Source organism: Planotetraspora sp. GP83 (assembly GCF_041262585.1).
GTDB lineage: Bacteria > Actinomycetota > Actinomycetes > Streptosporangiales > Streptosporangiaceae > JAOEGB01.
In genome coordinates, this window is record NZ_JBGCBZ010000039.1 from 1 (window position 1) to 18,083 (window position 18,083).

At 70.5% G+C, this 18,083-nt stretch carries 17 protein-coding genes; 16 read left to right on the forward strand and 1 reads right to left on the reverse strand.

Annotated elements, in window-relative coordinates; genetic code table 11:
- Window positions 1-95: 95 nt before the first annotated feature.
- Complete coding sequence (locus ABH927_RS33135) at window positions 96-977, reverse strand: peptidylprolyl isomerase (protein WP_370028288.1); 882 nt, start codon at window positions 975-977, stop codon at window positions 96-98.
- 255 nt (window positions 978-1,232) lie between these two features.
- Here ABH927_RS33135 and ABH927_RS33140 point away from each other — a divergent pair, with 255 nt between their 5' ends.
- From ABH927_RS33140 to ABH927_RS33215, 16 genes are all read left to right on the forward strand, one after another.
- The gene (locus ABH927_RS33140; RefSeq protein ID WP_370028291.1) at window positions 1,233-1,709 is read left to right on the forward strand and encodes a DUF2231 domain-containing protein; all 477 of its coding nucleotides are present in this window, start codon (window positions 1,233-1,235) and stop codon (window positions 1,707-1,709) included.
- A gap of 16 nt (window positions 1,710-1,725) precedes the next feature.
- A complete protein-coding gene (locus ABH927_RS33145) occupies window positions 1,726-3,042 on the forward strand; it encodes a replication-associated recombination protein A (protein ID WP_370028293.1) in 1,317 nt (438 codons plus the stop codon).
- Between the two features lie 127 nt (window positions 3,043-3,169).
- A complete protein-coding gene (locus ABH927_RS33150) occupies window positions 3,170-3,631 on the forward strand; it encodes a DUF948 domain-containing protein (RefSeq protein ID WP_370028295.1) in 462 nt (153 codons plus the stop codon).
- A complete protein-coding gene (locus tag ABH927_RS33155; RefSeq protein WP_370028297.1) occupies window positions 3,628-3,921 on the forward strand; it encodes a hypothetical protein in 294 nt (97 codons plus the stop codon). The genes ABH927_RS33150 and ABH927_RS33155 overlap by 4 nt, the downstream gene beginning before the upstream one ends.
- Window position 3,922: 1 nt before the next feature.
- On the forward strand, window positions 3,923-6,595 hold the full coding sequence (gene alaS / locus ABH927_RS33160) for an alanine--tRNA ligase (protein WP_370028299.1): 2,673 nt from the start codon (window positions 3,923-3,925) through the stop codon (window positions 6,593-6,595).
- Between the two features lie 28 nt (window positions 6,596-6,623).
- On the forward strand, window positions 6,624-7,121 hold the full coding sequence (gene ruvX, locus ABH927_RS33165) for a Holliday junction resolvase RuvX (RefSeq protein ID WP_370028300.1): 498 nt from the start codon (window positions 6,624-6,626) through the stop codon (window positions 7,119-7,121).
- Window positions 7,118-8,152, forward strand: a complete 1,035-nt coding sequence (gene mltG / locus ABH927_RS33170) for an endolytic transglycosylase MltG (protein ID WP_370028302.1) — start codon at window positions 7,118-7,120, stop codon at window positions 8,150-8,152. Before ruvX ends, mltG (ABH927_RS33170) begins: the two co-directional genes overlap by 4 nt.
- Before the next feature lie 105 nt (window positions 8,153-8,257).
- Window positions 8,258-9,409: an endolytic transglycosylase MltG gene (gene mltG, locus ABH927_RS33175; protein WP_370028304.1), complete on the forward strand. Its 1,152-nt coding sequence runs from the start codon at window positions 8,258-8,260 to the stop codon at window positions 9,407-9,409.
- Window positions 9,406-10,284, forward strand: coding sequence for a shikimate dehydrogenase (locus tag ABH927_RS33180; protein WP_370028306.1), 879 nt, complete (start codon window positions 9,406-9,408; stop codon window positions 10,282-10,284). The genes mltG (ABH927_RS33175) and ABH927_RS33180 overlap by 4 nt, the downstream gene beginning before the upstream one ends.
- Before the next feature lie 232 nt (window positions 10,285-10,516).
- A complete protein-coding gene (infC, locus tag ABH927_RS33185) occupies window positions 10,517-11,137 on the forward strand; it encodes a translation initiation factor IF-3 (protein WP_370028342.1) in 621 nt (206 codons plus the stop codon).
- Window positions 11,138-11,281: 144 nt separating this feature from the next.
- The gene (gene rpmI / locus ABH927_RS33190) at window positions 11,282-11,476 is read left to right on the forward strand and encodes a 50S ribosomal protein L35 (RefSeq protein WP_370028307.1); all 195 of its coding nucleotides are present in this window, start codon (window positions 11,282-11,284) and stop codon (window positions 11,474-11,476) included.
- Window positions 11,477-11,499: 23 nt separating this feature from the next.
- Window positions 11,500-11,880 carry a 50S ribosomal protein L20 gene (rplT, locus tag ABH927_RS33195; RefSeq protein ID WP_261587370.1) on the forward strand — a complete coding sequence of 127 codons (381 nt, stop codon included), beginning with the start codon at window positions 11,500-11,502 and terminating at the stop codon, window positions 11,878-11,880.
- Between the two features lie 84 nt (window positions 11,881-11,964).
- A complete protein-coding gene (locus tag ABH927_RS33200; RefSeq protein WP_370028310.1) occupies window positions 11,965-12,798 on the forward strand; it encodes a TrmH family RNA methyltransferase in 834 nt (277 codons plus the stop codon).
- Window positions 12,799-12,938: 140 nt separating this feature from the next.
- On the forward strand, window positions 12,939-14,033 hold the full coding sequence (locus ABH927_RS33205) for an ATP-binding protein (RefSeq protein ID WP_370028312.1): 1,095 nt from the start codon (window positions 12,939-12,941) through the stop codon (window positions 14,031-14,033).
- 157 nt (window positions 14,034-14,190) lie between these two features.
- Complete coding sequence (pheS, locus tag ABH927_RS33210) at window positions 14,191-15,291, forward strand: phenylalanine--tRNA ligase subunit alpha (protein WP_370028314.1); 1,101 nt, start codon at window positions 14,191-14,193, stop codon at window positions 15,289-15,291.
- Window positions 15,291-17,858, forward strand: coding sequence for a phenylalanine--tRNA ligase subunit beta (locus ABH927_RS33215; RefSeq protein ID WP_370028316.1), 2,568 nt, complete (start codon window positions 15,291-15,293; stop codon window positions 17,856-17,858). The genes pheS and ABH927_RS33215 overlap by 1 nt, the downstream gene beginning before the upstream one ends.
- Window positions 17,859-18,083: the final 225 nt, after the last annotated feature.

The following is an 18,083-nucleotide window of genomic DNA, read 5'->3' on the forward strand; positions in this document are numbered from 1 at the left end:
TCGCCTTGCTCGACACAAGTTGATCTACCAGAAGTCCCGTTCGCGTCCTCAAGGCCCTTGACTCAGCCGCAGACAGCCAAACGCAACGGCGTTGGTCAGGAGACCGTCAGGTCCTTGATCAGCACGCGGATCTTGGGGGCGTTGGAGCCGCCCTCGTCGCTGGTGATGTCCTTGCCGTCCCTGGCGGTCTTCACGCCGCCCTTGACGATCTTGTCGACGATCTCCATGCCCTTCCGGACGATGCCGAACGGCGTGTACGCCTGCGGAAGCTGGGCGTTCTCGTCCGTGAAGGAGATCGCGAACTGGCTCCCGTTGGAGTTGGCGTCCTCACCGCCCTGGGCCATGAAGACGACGCCCCGCGTGTACTGCGGGCCGAGGTTCTCGTCGTTGAACAGGTAGCCGGGGCCGCCCGTGCCGTCGGTCGGGTTCTCGGCGTCGCCCTTCGCCTGCGGGTCGCCGCACTGCAGCAGGCCCAGGCCGTTCGTCTGAACGGTGGTGAGACGGTGGCAGACCGTGTTGTCGAAGTAGTTCTTCTTCGCGAGGAACGCGAAGGAGTTCACCGTGCACGGGGTCTGACCTGGGGCCAGGTCGATGACGATCGCGCCGAGGTTGGTCTTGATCGTCATCGTCGTCGCCTTGATGACCTGGGCGCTCAGCTTCTTGGGCGGGAAGCCCACGAACTTGGCCGGGCTTCCCGAGTCGTCCTTGCGATACTCGCAGGTGACCTTCCGCAGGTCCGTGGGCACCGCGGTCACGGTCGGAGTGGGGAGCGCCGACGGGGTCGCCGAAGGGCCCGCCGCCGATGAGGAGGCGGACGGGGCGGAGGGGCTCGCCTCGGCCCCCTTCTTCGCACCGTCACCGCAGGCCGCGAGACCACCCGCCATCACGAGGACACCAAGCCCCACGCCGAGGGTGGTGGTGCGCTTGGCCGTCCTCACACGCGAAGCCGGTTGCTTCTGCCGATCAGTGTCGGTCACCGCTGTGCCTTCCCTTTGCCGTCGATTTGGCCCTGATTGGCCACTGCGATGCGTCACTCTATCCGCGATCCCGTTGAGTCCGTGTAAAGCAGACGCCCCATGGGTATCAATGACCTTCTGCGGCATCACCGGCCCAGCGTTCATCTCCCTTTCAGATCTTCCTGGGAACCTCCTGCTGACCGAATCCGTATCAGGATGAAGCGCCTCCCCTATCAGGAGCGCCCGCTCGAACCCCCGTCACAGGAGCGATGAACGATGTTCGACCAGATCTTCGGCCTCCCCGCCCACCCGCTGATCATCCACCTGGCGGTGATGGTGACGCCGCTGCTCGCGGTGCTCGCCATCGGCTACGTCGTGCTGCCCCGGTTCCGCCAGAAGCTCGACTGGGCGGTCGTGCTGAGCGCCCTGGCCGCGCCCGTCTCGGTTTTCGCGGCGCAGGAGAGCGGCGACGCCCTCAAGGAGCGGCTGTTCCACGGTCAGACGCCCGCGGCGGTCGCCGCACACGAGGAGTTCGCCGACCCCCTGCTGTTCGTCACGCTCGGCCTGACCGTCGTCACGCTGGTGCTGGTCTACGTCACCCGGACGCGCCGAGACCCTGGGGCCGCCGCCTCCTCCTCCGCCAGGGCGGTCACGCTCGTGCTGTCCGCCGCCACGGTCCTGCTGGCCCTGGTGGTCGGCTACTACGTCGTCCGGACCGGCCACAGCGGCGCGACCGCGGTCTGGGCCGCCTGACGGTAGGGTCGGCGTTGTGGAGAGCCTGTTCGATTCGGCGGCCGAGGAGGCCCACAGAAGCCAGGAGCCGCTGGCCGTGCGCATGCGGCCGCGAGGGCTCGACGAGGTGATCGGCCAGCGGCATCTGCTCGGGGCCGGCACGCCCCTGCGGCGGCTGGTCGAGAGCGACGCCCCGATGTCGCTGTTCCTCTGGGGGCCGCCGGGAACGGGCAAGACGACGCTGGCCTACGTCGTCTCCAACGCCACCAAGCGCCGGTTCGTCGAGGTGTCGGCCGTCTCGGCGGGCGTCAAGGACGTCCGCGCCGCGATCGACCAGGCCCGCCGCGAACTCGGCATGACCGGCCGCCAGACCGTGCTGTTCGTCGACGAGGTCCACCGGTTCAACAAGGCCCAGCAGGACGCGCTGCTGCCGGCCGTCGAGAACCGGTGGGTCACCTTCATCGGCGCCACCACGGAGAACCCGTTCTTCTCCGTCATCTCGCCGCTGCTGTCCCGCTCGCTGCTGCTCACCCTCGAGTCGCTGACGGAGGACGACATCCGCGCGGTCCTGGAGCGCGCCGTCGCCGACCCGCGCGGCCTGGACGGGCGCGTCGTCCTTCACCCCGAGGCCCTCGACCAGCTCGTACGGCTGGCGGGAGGGGACGCCCGCCGGTCGCTGACCTACCTGGAGGCCGCGGCCCTGCTGGCCGGCGACGTCACGGTCGAGGTGGTGGAGAAGGCCGTCGACAAGGCGGCCGTTCGCTACGACCGCCAGGGCGATCAGCACTACGACGTGATCAGCGCGTTCATCAAGAGCATGCGCGGCTCCGACGCGGACGCCGCGCTGCACTACCTGGCCCGGATGGTCGAGGCCGGGGAGGACCCGCGGTTCATCGCCCGCCGGATCGTCATCTTCGCGTCCGAGGACGTCGGCATGGCCGACCCCACGTGCCTGCAGATCGCCGTGGCGGCGGCCCAGGCCGTCGAGTTCATCGGCCTCCCCGAGGGGCGGATCAACCTGGCCCAGGCGGTGATCCACTGCGCGCTGGCGCCCAAGTCCAACGCGGTCGTCAAGGCCATCGGCGCGGCCTCCGACGACGTACGGCGCGGCCTCATCGGCCAGGTCCCCGGCCACCTGCGCGACGCCCACTACCCGGGGGCCAAGAAGCTCGGCCACGGCAAGGGCTACCAGTACCCGCACGACTTCGAGCACGGCCTGGTCAGGCAGGACTACGCCCCCGAGGAGCTCCGGGACCGGCGCTACTACGAGCCGACCAGCCACGGCGCCGAGGCGCGTTTCGGCGAGAGATGGGCCAGGATCCGCGGCTTTCTGCGAGGCGACAAGACCACGTAGCGCCCGCCGTACGGGCGGGAAGGCCGGAACCGATGGGGCTCCGGAGGCGTGTGGCAGGCATCGGCGGGCAGGGCGTTCGCGATAGGGTCTTGCCATTCCAGCTCCGGTGATCTAGGGAGATCGGCACATGCTTACCGCGGGAGAGGTCGCGGGCCTGATCGTCGCCATGTTCTGGGCGATCCTGGTCTGCTTCATGGCCGTCGTGCTGGTGAGGCTGGCGCGCCTGCTGGCCGAGACCACCAAGACGGTGGCGGAGCTGAGCGACCGGGTCGTGCCGCTGCTGGAGGACGTGAGCCAGACGGTCTCCGAGACCAACCGCCAGCTCGTCACGGTCGAGGCCATCGCCCACAACATGCGCGACGTGAGCGGCGACATGGTGAAGATCACCGGTGTCGCCTCCGCGCTGCTGACCGGTCCCGTGATCAAGATCTCCGCGCTCGGCCACGGCATCCGCGCGGCGATCGCCGGGCGACGGCGGCGCCCGGCCCGGAGCGCGCCCGTCACGCAGGGGGCCGAACGGCCCGCCGTTCCCAGGATGCGCGCCCCGTCCGAGCGGCGCGGCGCCGGCGCCGGGAGGCGACGCGGGTGATCCGGCGGCTCTTCTACATGGCCCTGGGCGCGTACCTGGCGGTCTGGACGATGCGTAAGCTTCAGTCATTGCGCCCCGACCATGTCGCCAGGCGCGCGGCCGATCGCGCGGTGACGCTCGCGGACCAGCTCAGGGACTTCGCCGAGGACGTGCGCCGCCTCTCGGCGAGCAGGGAAACCGAGTTGCGGGCCGGTCTCGGCCTCGGCAGTGTTGAACGAACCAGTCTTGAACAAACCAGTCTTGACAGAACCACTCTCAGCAGACACGACGACGTAAAGGATGGCCGCTGAAATGGAGTCGGCAGAGATCGCCCGCCGCTTCCTGCGCTTCTTCGAGGAGCGCGGGCACACCGTCGTGCCCTCGGCCAGCCTGGTCGCCGAGGACCCGACGCTCCTCCTCGTCAACGCGGGCATGGTCCCGTTCAAGCCCTACTTCCTGGGCCAGCAGAAGCCGCCGTACAAGCGGGCGACCAGCGCGCAGAAGGTCATGCGGACGCTGGACATCGACGAGGTCGGCAAGACCACCCGGCACGCGAGCTTCTTCCAGATGCTGGGCAACTTCTCGTTCGGCGACTACTTCAAGGACGACGCGATCCCGTTCGCGTGGGAGCTGCTCACCCGGCCCGAGTCCCAGGGCGGCTTCGGCTTCGCCGAGGACCGGCTGTGGGTGACCGTCTTCTTCGACGACGACGAGGCCTTCGACATCTGGCACAAGAAGGTCGGCCTGCCGGTGGAGCGCATCCAGCGCCGCGGCCTCGCGGACAACTACTGGCACATGGGCGTGCCCGGCCCGGGCGGCCCCTGCACCGAGATCTACTACGACCGCGGGCCCGAGTACGGCAAGGAGGGCGGCCCGGTCGCCGACGAGACCCGCTATCTCGAGGTCTGGAACAACGTCTTCATGCAGTTCCAGCTCAGCGCGGTCCGCAGCAAGGTCGACTTCGACGTCTCCGGCGACCTGCCCGCCAAGAGCGTGGACACCGGCATGGGCCTGGAGCGCATGGCGGCGATCCTGCAGGGCGTCGACAACATCTACGAGATCGACACCACCTACAAGATTCTCGACAGGGCGGCGGAGCTGACCAAGTCGCGGTACGGCCGCGACCACCGCTCCGACGTCTCGCTCCGCGTCGTGGCAGACCACATGCGCGCGGGCGTGATGCTCGTCGGCGACGGCGTGCTGCCCTCCAACGAGGGCCGGGGCTACGTCCTGCGCCGCATGCTCCGCCGCGCGATCCGCAACCTCCGCCTGCTCGGCGCGGGCGAGGAGCGGTACATGCACGAGCTCACCGCCGTGACCATCGACGTCATGGGCCAGCAGTACCCCGAGCTCAAGGCGGACGCGGCCAACATCCACACGGTGATCGACGCGGAGGAGACGTCCTTCCTCGGCACGCTCCGCACGGGCACGGCGATCTTCGACGCGGCCGTGGAGGAGACCAAGCGCAAGGGCGCGCCGACCCTCAGCGGGACCGAGGCGTTCCAGCTCCACGACACGTACGGCTTCCCGATCGACCTCACCCTGGAGATGGCGTCCGAGCAGGGCCTCCAGGTCGACGAGGAGGGCTTCCGCCGGCTCATGAAGGAGCAGCGGGATCGGGCCAAGGCGGACGCGGCGGCCAAGAAGACCGGAAACGCGGACATCTCCGTCTTCAGCAACATCCTGGAGAAGGCCGGCAAGGTCGACTTCCTGGGCTACGACCACACCACCGCCGAGGCGGGCGTCATCGGCCTGCTCGTGGACGGAGGGGCCGTTCCGGCGGCGGGCGCGGGCACCACGGTGGAGGTCGTCCTGGACCGCACCCCGTTCTACGCCGAGGGCGGCGGCCAGCTCTCCGACCAGGGCGTCATCCGCACGGACGGCGCGGAGGTCGAGGTCGTGGACGTCCAGTCGCCGGTTGCCGGGCTCGTCGTGCACCGGGGCAAGGTCCGCACGGGCGAGATCCGGATCGGCGACCAGGCGCACGCCGAGATCGACCTGGAGCGGCGCCGCGCGATCTCGCGCAGCCACACCGCGACCCACCTGGTCCACCGGGGCTTCCGCAACGCGCTCGGCGAGTCGGCGGCCCAGGCGGGCTCGGAGAACTCGCCCGGCCGCTTCCGCTTCGACTTCACGGCGGCCGGGGCGGTCTCGCACACTGTCCTGCGCGACGTCGAGGACGAGGTGAACGCCGTCCTGATCAACGACCTCAAGGTCAACGCGTACTACACCTCCCAGGCGGAGGCCCGGGCGATGGGCGCGCTCGCGCTCTTCGGCGAGAAGTACGGCAACGAGGTGCGCGTCGTCGAAGTGGGCGACTACTCCCGTGAGCTGTGCGGCGGCACCCATGTCGCCAGCTCGGGCCAGCTCGGCCTGGTCAAGGTGCTCGGGGAGGCGTCGATCGGCGCGGGCGTGCGCCGGGTCGAGGCTCTCGTCGGCCTCGACGCCTTCCGCTTCCTCGCCCGCGAGAGCGTGCTGGTCGCCCAGCTCAGCGAGCAGCTCAAGACCCGCCGCGAGGAGCTTCCCGAGCGCATCGAGGGCATCGTCACCCGGCTGCGCACCGCGGAGAAGGAGCTCGACAAGCTGCGGTCGGCGCAGGTGCTCGCCGTCGCCGGGGAGCTGGCCGGCGGGGCCCGCGACATCCAGGGCGTTTCCGTGGTGACGCACCGCGCGCCTGATGGCACCTCCCCGGACGACCTGCGTAAACTCGCCCTCGATGTGCGCGGCCGGTTCCCGGGCGACCGCGCGGCGGTTGTCGTCGTGTCCGGCGTGCCCTCAGACCGGCCGGTCGTCGTGGCCGCGGTCAACGAGGCGGGACGCGAGCGCGGTCTGAAGGCCGGGCAGTTGGTCGGCGTCGCCGCCAGGACGCTTGGGGGTGGCGGTGGCGGCAAGGACGATGTGGCGCAGGGCGGCGGAGCCCGTCCGGAGGCGATCGGCGACGCGCTGCGCGCGGTCGAGGAGACGATCTCCTCTTCTCTCTCCTGACGGCTTCCCGGCAGGTGGAGATCGCGCCATGAGGCACGGCGTCAGGCTGGGCGTCGACGTCGGATCGGTCCGGATCGGCGTGGCTCGCAGCGACCCTTCGGGGCTGCTGGCCACGCCCGTCGAGACCGTGAAGCGGGGCCGGGGCGACCTGGACAGGATCGCGGCCATCACCGCGGAGCACGAGGCGATCGAGGTCCTCGTCGGGCTCCCCACGTCCCTGTCGGGGCGGGAGAGCCACGCCGCCGCGGCCGCGCGGGCCTTCGCCGCCCAGCTCGCCGTACGGCTGTCGCCCACCCCGGTCCGGATGGTGGATGAGCGGCTGAGCACGGTGACAGCGCAGCAGGGGCTGCGGTCCAGCGGAGTGAAGGCGCGAAACCAGCGCGGCGTCATCGACCAGGCGGCGGCCGTCGTGCTGCTCCAGGCCGCGCTCGACGGGGAGAGAGCCACGGGCAGACCGCCCGGTCAACCGGTGCGACCGCCGGGCGGCGCGCCCGGCGAGGAAGCGAGCGGCGGGACCGGCAGGTGAGCCGCGCACCGGCCGTCGTGGCCGGAGGCGCCGCGCTGCTGACCGCCGCGGTCGTGTTCGGCGTCTACTCCTTCCTGCGGCCGGCTCCGGGGCCACAGGACTTCGAGGGCGCCGGCTCGGACGCCGTCACGGTCGAGATCAGTCCCGGAGCCAGCGCCGGTGAGATCGCGGAGACCCTCAAGCGGGCGGGTGTGGTGGCGAGCGCCCAGTCGTTCGTCCAGGCGGTCGTCGAGCGGTCGAAGGAGGGCAGCCTCCGGCCCGGCCGCTATCGCCTGAAGCGCCGTATGGCGGCCTCCTCGGCCCTCGATCTCCTGCTGGCCCCGAAATCACGGGTGGTGCGCAGGGTCACGGTCCCGGAGGGCCTGCGGACCTCCGAGGTGTTGACCACGCTCTCGGCCGGATCCGGCATCCCGCTGGCGGACTTCACCAAGGCCGTCGCCGAGCCCTCCGGCCTGCGCCTGCCGGCCTACGCCGACGGCAAGGTGGAGGGTTTCCTGTTCCCGGCGACCTACGAGGTCGAGCCGGGGGCGACGGCCCGCGATCTGCTGAAGAACATGATCGCCCGGTTCGGCGCGGCCGCCCGGCATGTCGGCCTCGGGAAGGTCACACCCGAGCGGGGCCTGACGCCCCTGGAGGTGGTGACCGTGGCCAGCATCATCCAGGCGGAGGGCGGCCAGGATTCCGAGTTCCCGAAGATCGCTAGAGTGATCTACAACCGGCTCCAGCGGGGTGCGAAGCTGGAGATGGACAGCACGGTCAACTACGCGCTCCGCAGGCACACGCTCAAGGTCTCGCAGCAGGACACCAAGGTCGCCTCGCCGTACAACACCTACGCGCGCGCGGGGCTGCCTCCAGGGCCGATCGCGAACCCGGGGGAGAGTGCCCTGATGGCGGCGCTTCGTCCCGCAAAAGGTGATTGGTACTGGTTTGTCACCACGGATCCACGCCATAGAATCACCAAATTCACTGACAAAGAGACGGAGTTCCTGAAATATCGGGAAGAGCTGAACAGGAATCTCGGGGCGAACTGAGTTGGGCGCCCCGGGGCCAGCGACTCCGCGACGCCGGAACACCCCTCGGTTTGGCGCACTCGCTTGACGCGGGGCCAGTCCTACCGGGAGATTGGCCAGCGCACTATGAATGATCTGGACATGGACTTCCTGCTGGGCGCCGAGGACGACGACGGACCTCCGCGCCGGACCCGTGGCAGCCGCAGCCAGCAGCGCCGTAGCCGCAGGCGGCGCAAGCGGCAGCGCCGGAAGGGGTTCGCCGCGACGCTGTTCGCCATCGTGGTGATCATCGGCGTCCTCGGCGGCGTGGGCTACCTGGGGTTCAACTGGGTGCGCGACGTGGTGATCCCCAAGGACTTCACCGGAGAGGGGTCCGGGGAGGTCGTGATCGAGATCAAGGAGGGGGCCTCCGCCTCCGAGGTCGCCCAGACCCTTGAGGAGCAGGGCGTCGTGGCCAGCGCGCGCGCGTTCGTCAACGCCATCGGCGCGGCCGGGAAGAGCTCCTCGCTCCAGCCGGGCGAGTACACCATGCGCAAGGGCATGTCGGCGGCCTCCGCCGTCGCCCTGCTCGACCCGAAGAACCGGGTGCTCAACCGGCTGACGATCCGCGAGGGCCTGCGGCTCAGCAAGATCTTCACCGAGCTCTCCACCGCCACGGGCAAGCCGGTCGAGGAGTTCAAGCAGGCGGCCCGCGGCGACATCGGGCTGCCGAAGTACGCCAAGGGACGGCTGGAGGGCTTCGCCTTCCCGGCGACCTACGAGGTCAGCCCCAAGCAGACCCCGGCCCAGATCCTCACGGCGATGGTGGACCGGTTCAACCAGACCGCCGAGCGGATCGATCTCGAAGGCAAGGCGAAGCAGATCGGCCGGACCCCCAGGGAGATCATCACCATCGCGAGCATCGTCCAGGCCGAGTCCGGCAACCAGGGCGACATGGCGAAGGTGGCGCGGGTCATCTACAACCGGCTCACCCGCAACCCGCAGATGAAGCTGGAGATGGACAGCACGCTCATGTACGGCCTCGGCAAGTACGGCATCGCCGCGTCGAACGCCGACCTGCAGAGCAACTCGCCGTACAACACCTACAAGCGCCTCGGCCTGCCTCCCGGCCCGATCACCAACCCCGGCGACCACGCCATCGAGGCCGCGCTGCACCCGGCCGACGGCACCTGGCTCTGGTTCGTGACCGTCGACCCCCAGAAGGGCATCACGAAGTTCACCGACAAGGAGTCGGAGTTCTGGAAGCTCCGCCAGGAGTTCAACAGGAACCACGGATGACCGGCCCGCACCGCGGCACCGGCCCGCGTCCCGGTCGAGCCCGGGGCGCCGTCCTCGGCTCGCCGATCGCCCACTCGCTCTCCCCGATCCTGCACCGCACGGCGTACGCCGGGCTGGGGCTCGGGGACTGGAGCTACGACGCGATCGAGTGCGCCGAGGGGGACCTGGCCACCCTGATGGAGTCGCTGGGCCCCGAATGGGCGGGCCTGTCGCTAACGATGCCGCTCAAGCGGGCGGTCCTTCCCCTGCTGGACACGGTGTCCGACCTGGCGGTCGAGGTGGGCGGCGCCAACACGGTGGTCTTCCGGGACGGCGCCCGGCACGGGGAGAACACCGACGTCTACGGGATCGTCCAGACGCTCGCCGAGGCCGGAGTCGCCGCGCCCTCGGCGGCCACGATCCTCGGCGGTGGCGCGACGGCCGCCTCCGCCCTGGCGGCCCTCCGCGAGATGGGGCTGGCCGAGGTCACCCTGGTCGTGCGGAACGCCTCCCGCGCGGGGGAGACCCTGGACGTGGCGGAGCGGCTCGGGGTGGCGGTGGCCGTACGGACCCTGGACGGGTTCGACAGGTCGGGCGTGGACGGCGATCTGGTGATCTCCACCCTGCCCTCGGGCGCGGCGGACGGCTTCGCCCACGAGATCGCCGCGGCCCTGCCCGACAAGGGCGCCCTGTTCGACGTGGTCTACTCGCCGTGGCCCACCGCGCTGGCGAGAGCCGTACGGGACCGGGGCGGGGCCGTCATCGGCGGCTTCCCGATGCTGCTCCACCAGGCGGTCAAGCAGGTGGAGCTCATGACGGGGCGTGCCGACGTCCCCGTGGAGGCCATGCGGGCCGCCGGCGAGGCCGAGATCGCCCGCCGTGCGGCTCAGGAATAGTTCGGAGTCCGGCGAGGTTGTGGTAACGTAAGTCATCGATCGGTCCGGCATGCCAGCTGGACGCGCAAGCGGAGGTCCTCCTCCCACCTGTTTCCGCCGGAAGGCGGACGGGTCAAGGATCACACCGGAGTTTTCGGTAGGAGAGCTCTGTGACCCCGCATGCGTGACGTGCGGGGTTTTCTGTGTTTCCCGCACGGTCGAGCATCTAGAGCGGAAGTCTTTTGGAGGTCCCATCAGCACCGAGCCCCGCATCAACGATCGTATTCGTGTGCCGGAGGTCCGCCTCGTCGGCCCGAACGGCGAACAGGTCGGCATCGTCTCCATCGGGGATGCGCTGAAGCTGGCCCAGGAGGCCGACCTCGATCTGGTCGAGGTCGCGGCGACGGCCCGGCCTCCCGTGTGCAAGCTCATGGACTACGGCAAGTTCAAGTACGAGTCGGCCATGAAGGCGCGCGAGGCCCGTCGCAACCAGGCACACACGATCATCAAGGAGATCAAGCTCCGGCCGAAGATCGACCCGCACGACTACGAGACCAAGAAGGGTCACGTCGTGCGCTTCCTCAAGGCAGGGGACAAGGTCAAGGTCACGATCATGTTCCGGGGTCGCGAGCAGTCCCGGCCGGAGCTCGGTTTCCGGCTGTTGCAGCGGCTCGCGGAGGACGTCACCGAGCTCGGCTTCGTCGAGTCGCAGCCCAAGCAGGACGGGCGCAACATGATCATGGTGATCGGACCGCACAAGAAGAAGGCCGAGGCCAAGGCCGAGAAGGCCGCGGCGAAGGCCGCGCGCGGCGGGGAGCAGGCGGCGGAGGAATCCGTCTCCGAGCCCGCGGCGCAGCCCGCTCAGGCCGAGTGACGAACTCCGTCTGAGCGGCCAGACAGCCAGCAGACGACGCACGGGAAAGCCGAGACCGGGACGGTCTCGCGGAGTCAGGCATGCCGCCGGCTCGGGTACCGGCCCGGCCCGTCGGCACGGACAAATGAGGGAGAGACGGCTGACATGCCGAAGATGAAGACGCACAGCGGTGCGAAGAAGCGGTTCCGGCTGACCGGTTCCGGCAAGATCGTTCGCCGCCGTGCCAACCGTGCGCACTACAACGAGTGGAAGTCGTCCACCTTGACGCGCCGTCTCGAGGGTCTCGCCGTCATGTCCGACGCCGACACCAAGAAGATCAAGAAGCTGCTCGCGAAGTAACGACCCCGGGGAGATAGAACAACATGGCACGCGTGAAGCGGGCGCTCAACGCCAAGAAGAAGCGCAGGGTCGTCCTCGAGCGGGCGAGTGGCTACCGGGGTCAGCGGTCGCGGCTGTACCGCAAGGCCAAGGAGCAGATGCTCCACTCGATGACCTATGCGTACCGGGACCGCAAGGACAAGAAGGGCACCTTCCGGCGCCTGTGGATCCAGCGCATCAACGCCGCGGCCCGCCTGAACGGCATGACCTACAACCGGTTCATTCAGGGCCTGCGTCTCGCCGGCATCGAGGTGGACCGCAAGATCCTCGCCGACCTCGCGGTGAACGACGCCCAGACCTTCGCCACGCTGGTCGAGTCCGCCAAGAAGGCGCTCCCGTCCGACGTGAACGCGCCGGTCGCGTAACACTGCTCAAGTGAGGGCCCACCGACATCCGGTGGGCCCTCATTCATCTTTCAGGGGTCGTCCGCGAGGGGGAATGGGGAAGGCATGGCGGAGCTCACCAACATCAGGTCGCCGCGGGTCAAGGCGGCCCGGAGGCTGACCAAGCGGGCCTTCCGCGACCGGGACAGGGCGTTCCTGGCCGAGGGGCCGCAGGCCGTGCGCGAGGCCCTGGCCATCGAGGACGTCACGGTCGAGTTGTTCGCCACCGTCGAGGCGGAGACGCGGCACGCCGACATCGTGGCCGCCGCCACGGCCGCGGGCGTCCCCGTGTTCCGCGCCAGCGGCGAGGTCATGGCCGAGCTGACCCAGACGGTCACGCCCCAGGGGCTCCTGGCCGTCTGCCGGTTCGTCCACGTCCCGCTGGCCGAGGCCGTGCCGCCCGGCTCCCGGCTGGTCGCCCTGCTCGCCAATGTCCGCGACCCCGGCAACGCCGGCACGGTCCTCCGTACGGCCGACGCCGCCGGGGGCGACGCCGTCGTGTTCACCGACGCCTCGGTGGACCCCTACAACGGCAAGTGCGTCAGGGCCAGCGCGGGAAGCCTCTTCCACCTGCCCGTGGTGACCGGCGTCCCCGTGGCGCAGGCCGTACGGCAGGCGCGGGAGGCCGGGCTGAGGATCCTCGCCGCCGACGGGGCGGGCACCCGGACGCTCGACGACGTCGACCTGGCCCGCCCGACCGCGTGGCTGTTCGGCAACGAGGCGTGGGGGCTTCCGCCCGAGCTTCTCGAACTGGCCGACGAGGTGGTCCGGGTGCCGATCTACGGACGGGCCGAGAGCCTCAACCTGGCCACCGCCGCGGCGGTCTGCCTCTACGCTTCCGCGCGGGTTCAACGGCAGACCTTACATTCCGTGGAAGAACCCACCACCCCGGCCGGCTGAGGCTGCTGAAGGTCCCGGGAAACCCGCTATTGTCGGCGATGGAGTCGCGCGAGTGGGGGCGGCGCGGGTCTGGCTTCGCGGGTTTCCAAGGGTCTCCGCGGGGTCTCCGGGGGGTTTCCAAGGGTCGAGGAGGCAGTCTCGTGCGAGGTGACGACACCCCCGGCGGCGCCCTTACCGGGGCGTCCGGCGGGAGTGCGCACATCGACGTGGACGAGCTTCCCGACGGGCTCATCGCGGCCGACCACGACGGCACCGTCCTGCTCGTCAACCGGGCCGCCGAACGGCTGACCGGGGTGAGCGGGGCGGCCGCGATCGGCAGGCACATCAACGACGTCCTGCCGTTCCGCGACCCCGACGGCCGCGACTGGTGGAAGTCGCTCGACCCGCGCGGCGGCCTGCCGACCCGCAGCCGGCAGCCGGAGCGCCCGGTGCATCTGCCCGGCCGCCAGGAGTTACTCGTCGCCGTCAGGTTCGTCCGCAGGCCCGAGCGCGGCGGCCCGGTCGTCCGGGTCGTGATGACGCTCAGGGACGCCTCGGCCAGGGCCCGCGTCGAGCGCAGCCGCGCCGACCTCGTCTCCACCGTCGCACACGAGCTCCGATCCCCGCTGACCAGCGTCAAGGGGTTCACCGCGACGCTGCTCGCGAAATGGGACCGGTTCACCGACGCCCAGAAGCTCGTCATGCTGCAGACGGTCAACGCCGACGCCGACCGGGTCACCCGGCTGATCACCGAGCTTCTCGACGTGTCCCGGATCGAGTCCGGCCGGCTGGAGGTCCACCGGCAGGTCGTCGACATGCCGGCGCGGGCCCGCAGGATCATCGCGGGCCGGGTGGCCGCGGGGGAGCCCGAGGAACGGTTCCGCCTGGAGGTCCGCGGCGAGCTGCCCGAGACCTGGCTCGACCAGGACAAGATCGACCAGATCCTGGCCAACCTCGTGGAAAACGGAGTGCGGCACGGACGCGGTACGGTGACCATAGTGATGGAGCCGGTCGAGTGGGGAGTAGCCGTGTCGGTGCGTGACCAGGGCGAGGGTGTGGCACCCGAGCTGGTCACCCGTGTCTTCCGCCAGTTCTGGCGGGGCAACGGGCGCCGCAGGGGCGGCACCGGGCTCGGCCTGTTCATCGTCAAGGGCCTGGTCGAGGCCCACGGCGGCACGATCAGCGTGCAGCGCGCACCCGGCGGGGGCGCGGATTTCCGATTTATCCTGCCCACCGGCACGCCTGACTTCGCCTGAGCTCGCCGAGCTCCCTTCGCGCGGATGACGGCCCGGTGGGCTGATCGGAAGTGCCGCGACCGGCGAGATTTGCTCGGAGCAAAGATTGACGGGAGGGGCACTAGACTCGACCCGCTGAGCGCCCTGCGCTCGCCTGCCCTGGATACGGAGCTCTCTCTTGTCGAACACCTATGACCCGGTCGAGGTGACGCCGTTGCACGCCGACGAAGTCGAGCGGGCGCAGGCCGACGCCCTCGCCGCGATCGCCGCGGCGCGCGACCTCGACGACCTGAAGCAGGCGCGGCTCGCCCACGCCGGTGACCGCTCGCCGATCGCGCTGGCCAACCGCGAGATCGGCGCGCTCCCGCCCGCGGCCCGCGCCGAGGCGGGCAAGCGGATCGGCGCGGCCCGCAAGGCCATCGGCGAGGCGCTCGGCGCCCGCCAGGCCCAGCTCGAAGCCGAGCGCGACGCGCGCGTCCTCATCGAGGAGGCGGTCGACGTCACGCTGCCCTGGGACCGGGCGCCCCGCGGCGCCAGGCACCCGCTCACCACCCTGCAGGAGCGCGTCGCCGACGCGTTCGTCGCGATGGGCTACGAGGTGGCGGAGGGTCCCGAGCTCGAGGGCGAGTGGTTCAACTTCGACGCGCTGAACATCGCGCCCGACCACCCGGCCCGGTCCGACCACGACACGTTCTTCGTGGAGAGCACCGACTCCGGCAAGGTGCTGCGCACCCAGACCTCTCCGGTGCAGATCCGCGCCCTGCTGTCGCGCCCGCTGCCCGTCTACGTGATCTCGCCGGGCAAGGTCTTCAGGACCGACGAGCTCGACGCCACCCACACCCCGGTCTTCCACCAGGTCGAGGGCCTCGCGGTGGACAAGGGCCTGACCATGGCCCACCTCAAGGGCACGCTGGACCGGTTCGCGGAGGTGATGTTCGGCGAGGGCATCACGACCCGCTTCCGGCCGAACTACTTCCCGTTCACCGAGCCGTCGGCCGAGATGGACCTGCGCTGCTTCGTCTGCCGCGGCTCCTCGGCCGTCCCCGGCAACCCGCCCTGCCGCACGTGCAAGTCCGAGGGCTGGATCGAGTGGGGCGGCTGCGGCATGGTCAACCCGCGTGTGCTGATCGCGTGCGGCGTCGACCCGGCCGTCTACTCCGGCTTCGCCTTCGGCATGGGCATCGAGCGGACACTGATGTTCCGCCACAACGCCGAGGACATGCGCGACATGGTCGAGGGCGACATCCGCTTCACCCTGCCGTTCGGAATGGAGGTCTGATGAAGGTCCCGCTTTCATGGCTGCGGGAGTACGTCGATCTCCCCGCCGTCACGGCGCAGGAGGTCGCGGACAGGCTCACCGCCGCCGGCCTGAAGCTAGAGTCGATCACCTCGCACGGCCACGAGATCAAGAACGTGGTCGTCGGCCGGGTCCTCGAGATCGAGGAGCTGGCCGGGTTCAAGAAGTCCATTCGGCACTGCCAGGTCGAGGTCGGGGAGGCCACGCCGCGCGAGATCGTGTGCGGGGCCACCAACTTCGACGTGGGCGCCGTGGTCCCGGTGGCGCTGCCCGGCGCCGTCCTTCCCGGGGGTTTCGAGATCGGCTCCCGCAAGACGTACGGCCGGCTGTCGGACGGCATGATCTGCTCGGAGGCCGAGCTGGGCATCGCCGACTCCTCGCCCGGCATCCTCCTGCTGCCGGACGACACGCCCATCGGCGCGGACGTGGTCGAGCTGCTCGGCCTGCGCGACGACGTGCTGGAGCTGGAGATCACTCCGGACATCGGCTATGCCCTGTCGGTCCGCGGCGTCGCCCGCGAGGCGGCCACCGCGTTCGGCGTGCCGTTCCGCGACCCCGCGGCGGTCGAGTCGCCCACCGAGGCCGGTGAGTCGTGGCCGGCGTCGATCGCCGACCCGACCGCCTGCGACCGGTTCGTGCTGCGCTCGGTCTCCGGCTTCGACCCCGCCGCCGAGAGCCCGCTCTGGATGCGGGTACGGCTGGCCCGCGCCGGCATGCGGCCGGTCTCGCTGGCCGTGGATATCACCAACTACGTGATGCTGGAGCTCGGCCAGCCGCTCCACGCCTTCGACCGGTCCCGCCTGTCCGGCGGAATCGTCGTACGGCGGGCCCTTCCGGGCGAGACGCTGGAGACGCTGGACCACGTGGTCAGGAAGCTCCACGAGGACGACATCCTGATCACCGACGACTCGGGCCCGATCTCGATGGCGGGCACGATGGGCGGCCTGCACACCGAGATCTCCGGCGCCTCGACCGACATCGTGATCGAGGCGGCGCACTTCTCGGCCACCGGCATCGCGCGGGAGTCCCGCAGGCACAACCTGGTGAGCGAGGCGTCCAAGCGGTTCGAGCGCGGCGTCGACCGGGAGCTTCCGCTGGCCGCGTCGTGGCGTGCCGTACAGCTCCTCGTCGAGCTGGGAGGAGCCACGGCCGAGCCGGGGGTGACCCACGCCGAGGTCGAGGTGGCCCCGGTGAGGATCACCATCCCGGCCGGCCACCCCGACCGCGTCGCGGGCGTGCCGTACGGGCGGGAGACCGTGATCCGCCGGCTGGAGCAGGTGGGCTGCACGGTGGTGGACGGGGTCGTCGCCCCGTCCGAGGGCGGCCAGACTGGAGGCGGGCGCGGGGTCGCGGCCACCGGTGTGGTGTCGAGCGGCGACCTGGCCGACAAGCTGGCCGTGCGCGGCGACGACCTGATCACGGTCACGCCGCCGAGCTGGCGGCCGGACCTTACCGACCCGAACGACCTGGCCGAGGAGGTCATCCGCCTCGAAGGGTACGAGCGGCTGCCGTCGGTCCTCCCCGCCGCTCCGGCCGGGGCCGGGCTGACGGAGGGGCAGCGGCTGCGCCGGCGGGTGGGCCGGGCGCTGGCGCTTTCCGGGTACGTCGAGGTGCTGTCGTATCCGTTCATCGGCGTGCGCGACCTCGACAACCTGCAGTTCCCCGAGGGCGACCCCCGCAGGCGGGCGACCCGGTTGGTCAACCCGCTGAGCGAGGACGAGCCGTACATGCGGACCACGCTGCTGCCGGGCCTGCTGAAGACCCTGGTCCGCAACGTGGGCCGCGGCTTCGCCGACGTGGCGCTGTTCGAGACCGGGCTGGTCTACCGGCCGGAGCCGGACGCGCCGGCGAAGGCCCCGGTGCTCCCGGTCGATCGCGTGCCGACGGCGGAGGAACTCGCCGAGATCGAGACCGCGCTGCCCAGGCAGCCGGTCCGGGTGGCGGTGGTCCTCGTCGGCGAGTTCGAGCGGTCCGGCTGGTGGGGCGCAGGCCGTCAGGCGTCCTGGGCGGACGCCATCGAGGCCGCCCGCACCGTCGCCCGCGAGGCCGGGCTGGAGCTCGGGATCCAGGCTGACCAGCACGAGCCGTGGCACCCCGGCCGGTGCGCCGCGCTGTACGTCGGGGAGACCCTGCTCGGCCATGCGGGAGAGCTGCACCCGCGCGTCGTCGAGGCGTACGGCCTGCCCCCGCGCACGGCCGCCATGGAGCTGGAGCTGTCGCTTCTCGTGCCGTCCGAGCCGGCGCAGACGCCGGCCGTGTCCGCCTACCCGGTGGCCACGCAGGACGTCGCGCTGATCGTCGCGGCCGAGACGCCGGTCGCGCTCGTGGAGGCGGCGCTCCGCGAGGGAGCGGGAGAGCTGCTGGAGTCGATCCGGCTGTTCGACGTCTACACGGGTGAGCAGGTGGGTGAGGGGAACAAGTCCCTTGCCTACACGCTGCGCTTCCGGGCGCCCGACCGGACGCTCACGGCCGAGGAGACCACCGCGGCCCGCGACGCCGCAGTGGCCCTCGCCGGCTCGCGCACCGGAGCCCAGCTCCGCGGCGCCTGACCCACCCCCTCGCGCGTGATCATGCACAGGTTCCGCGTGGGGCATGCTAACCAGCACGGACTTGGTGCGTGATCATGCATGGACTCCGCCTTGTACGGCCAACCAGGTCGTTGCTCTTTGGTGATCATGCACTGTCAACAGTGCATGATCACCAAATGCAAAGGGCCAGGTCTCAAGGGTCTACGCGGAAGGCGTGCATGATCACGTCATGAGAGCAGTGCTGGT

Excerpts from the sequence above, each read along its gene's own strand:
- ABH927_RS33140 (WP_370028291.1), top strand. The coding sequence starts at position 1,233 with ATGTTCGACCAGATCTTCGGCCTCCCCGCCCACCCGCTGATCATCCAC.
- ABH927_RS33150 (WP_370028295.1), top strand. The coding sequence starts at position 3,170 with ATGCTTACCGCGGGAGAGGTCGCGGGCCTGATCGTCGCCATGTTCTGG.
- alaS (WP_370028299.1), top strand. The coding sequence starts at position 3,923 with ATGGAGTCGGCAGAGATCGCCCGCCGCTTCCTGCGCTTCTTCGAGGAG.
- ruvX (WP_370028300.1), top strand. The coding sequence starts at position 6,624 with ATGAGGCACGGCGTCAGGCTGGGCGTCGACGTCGGATCGGTCCGGATC.
- mltG (WP_370028304.1), top strand. The coding sequence starts at position 8,258 with ATGAATGATCTGGACATGGACTTCCTGCTGGGCGCCGAGGACGACGAC.
- ABH927_RS33180 (WP_370028306.1), top strand. The coding sequence starts at position 9,406 with ATGACCGGCCCGCACCGCGGCACCGGCCCGCGTCCCGGTCGAGCCCGG.
- rpmI (WP_370028307.1), top strand. The coding sequence starts at position 11,282 with ATGCCGAAGATGAAGACGCACAGCGGTGCGAAGAAGCGGTTCCGGCTG.
- rplT (WP_261587370.1), top strand. The coding sequence starts at position 11,500 with ATGGCACGCGTGAAGCGGGCGCTCAACGCCAAGAAGAAGCGCAGGGTC.
- ABH927_RS33200 (WP_370028310.1), top strand. The coding sequence starts at position 11,965 with ATGGCGGAGCTCACCAACATCAGGTCGCCGCGGGTCAAGGCGGCCCGG.
- ABH927_RS33215 (WP_370028316.1), top strand. The coding sequence starts at position 15,291 with ATGAAGGTCCCGCTTTCATGGCTGCGGGAGTACGTCGATCTCCCCGCC.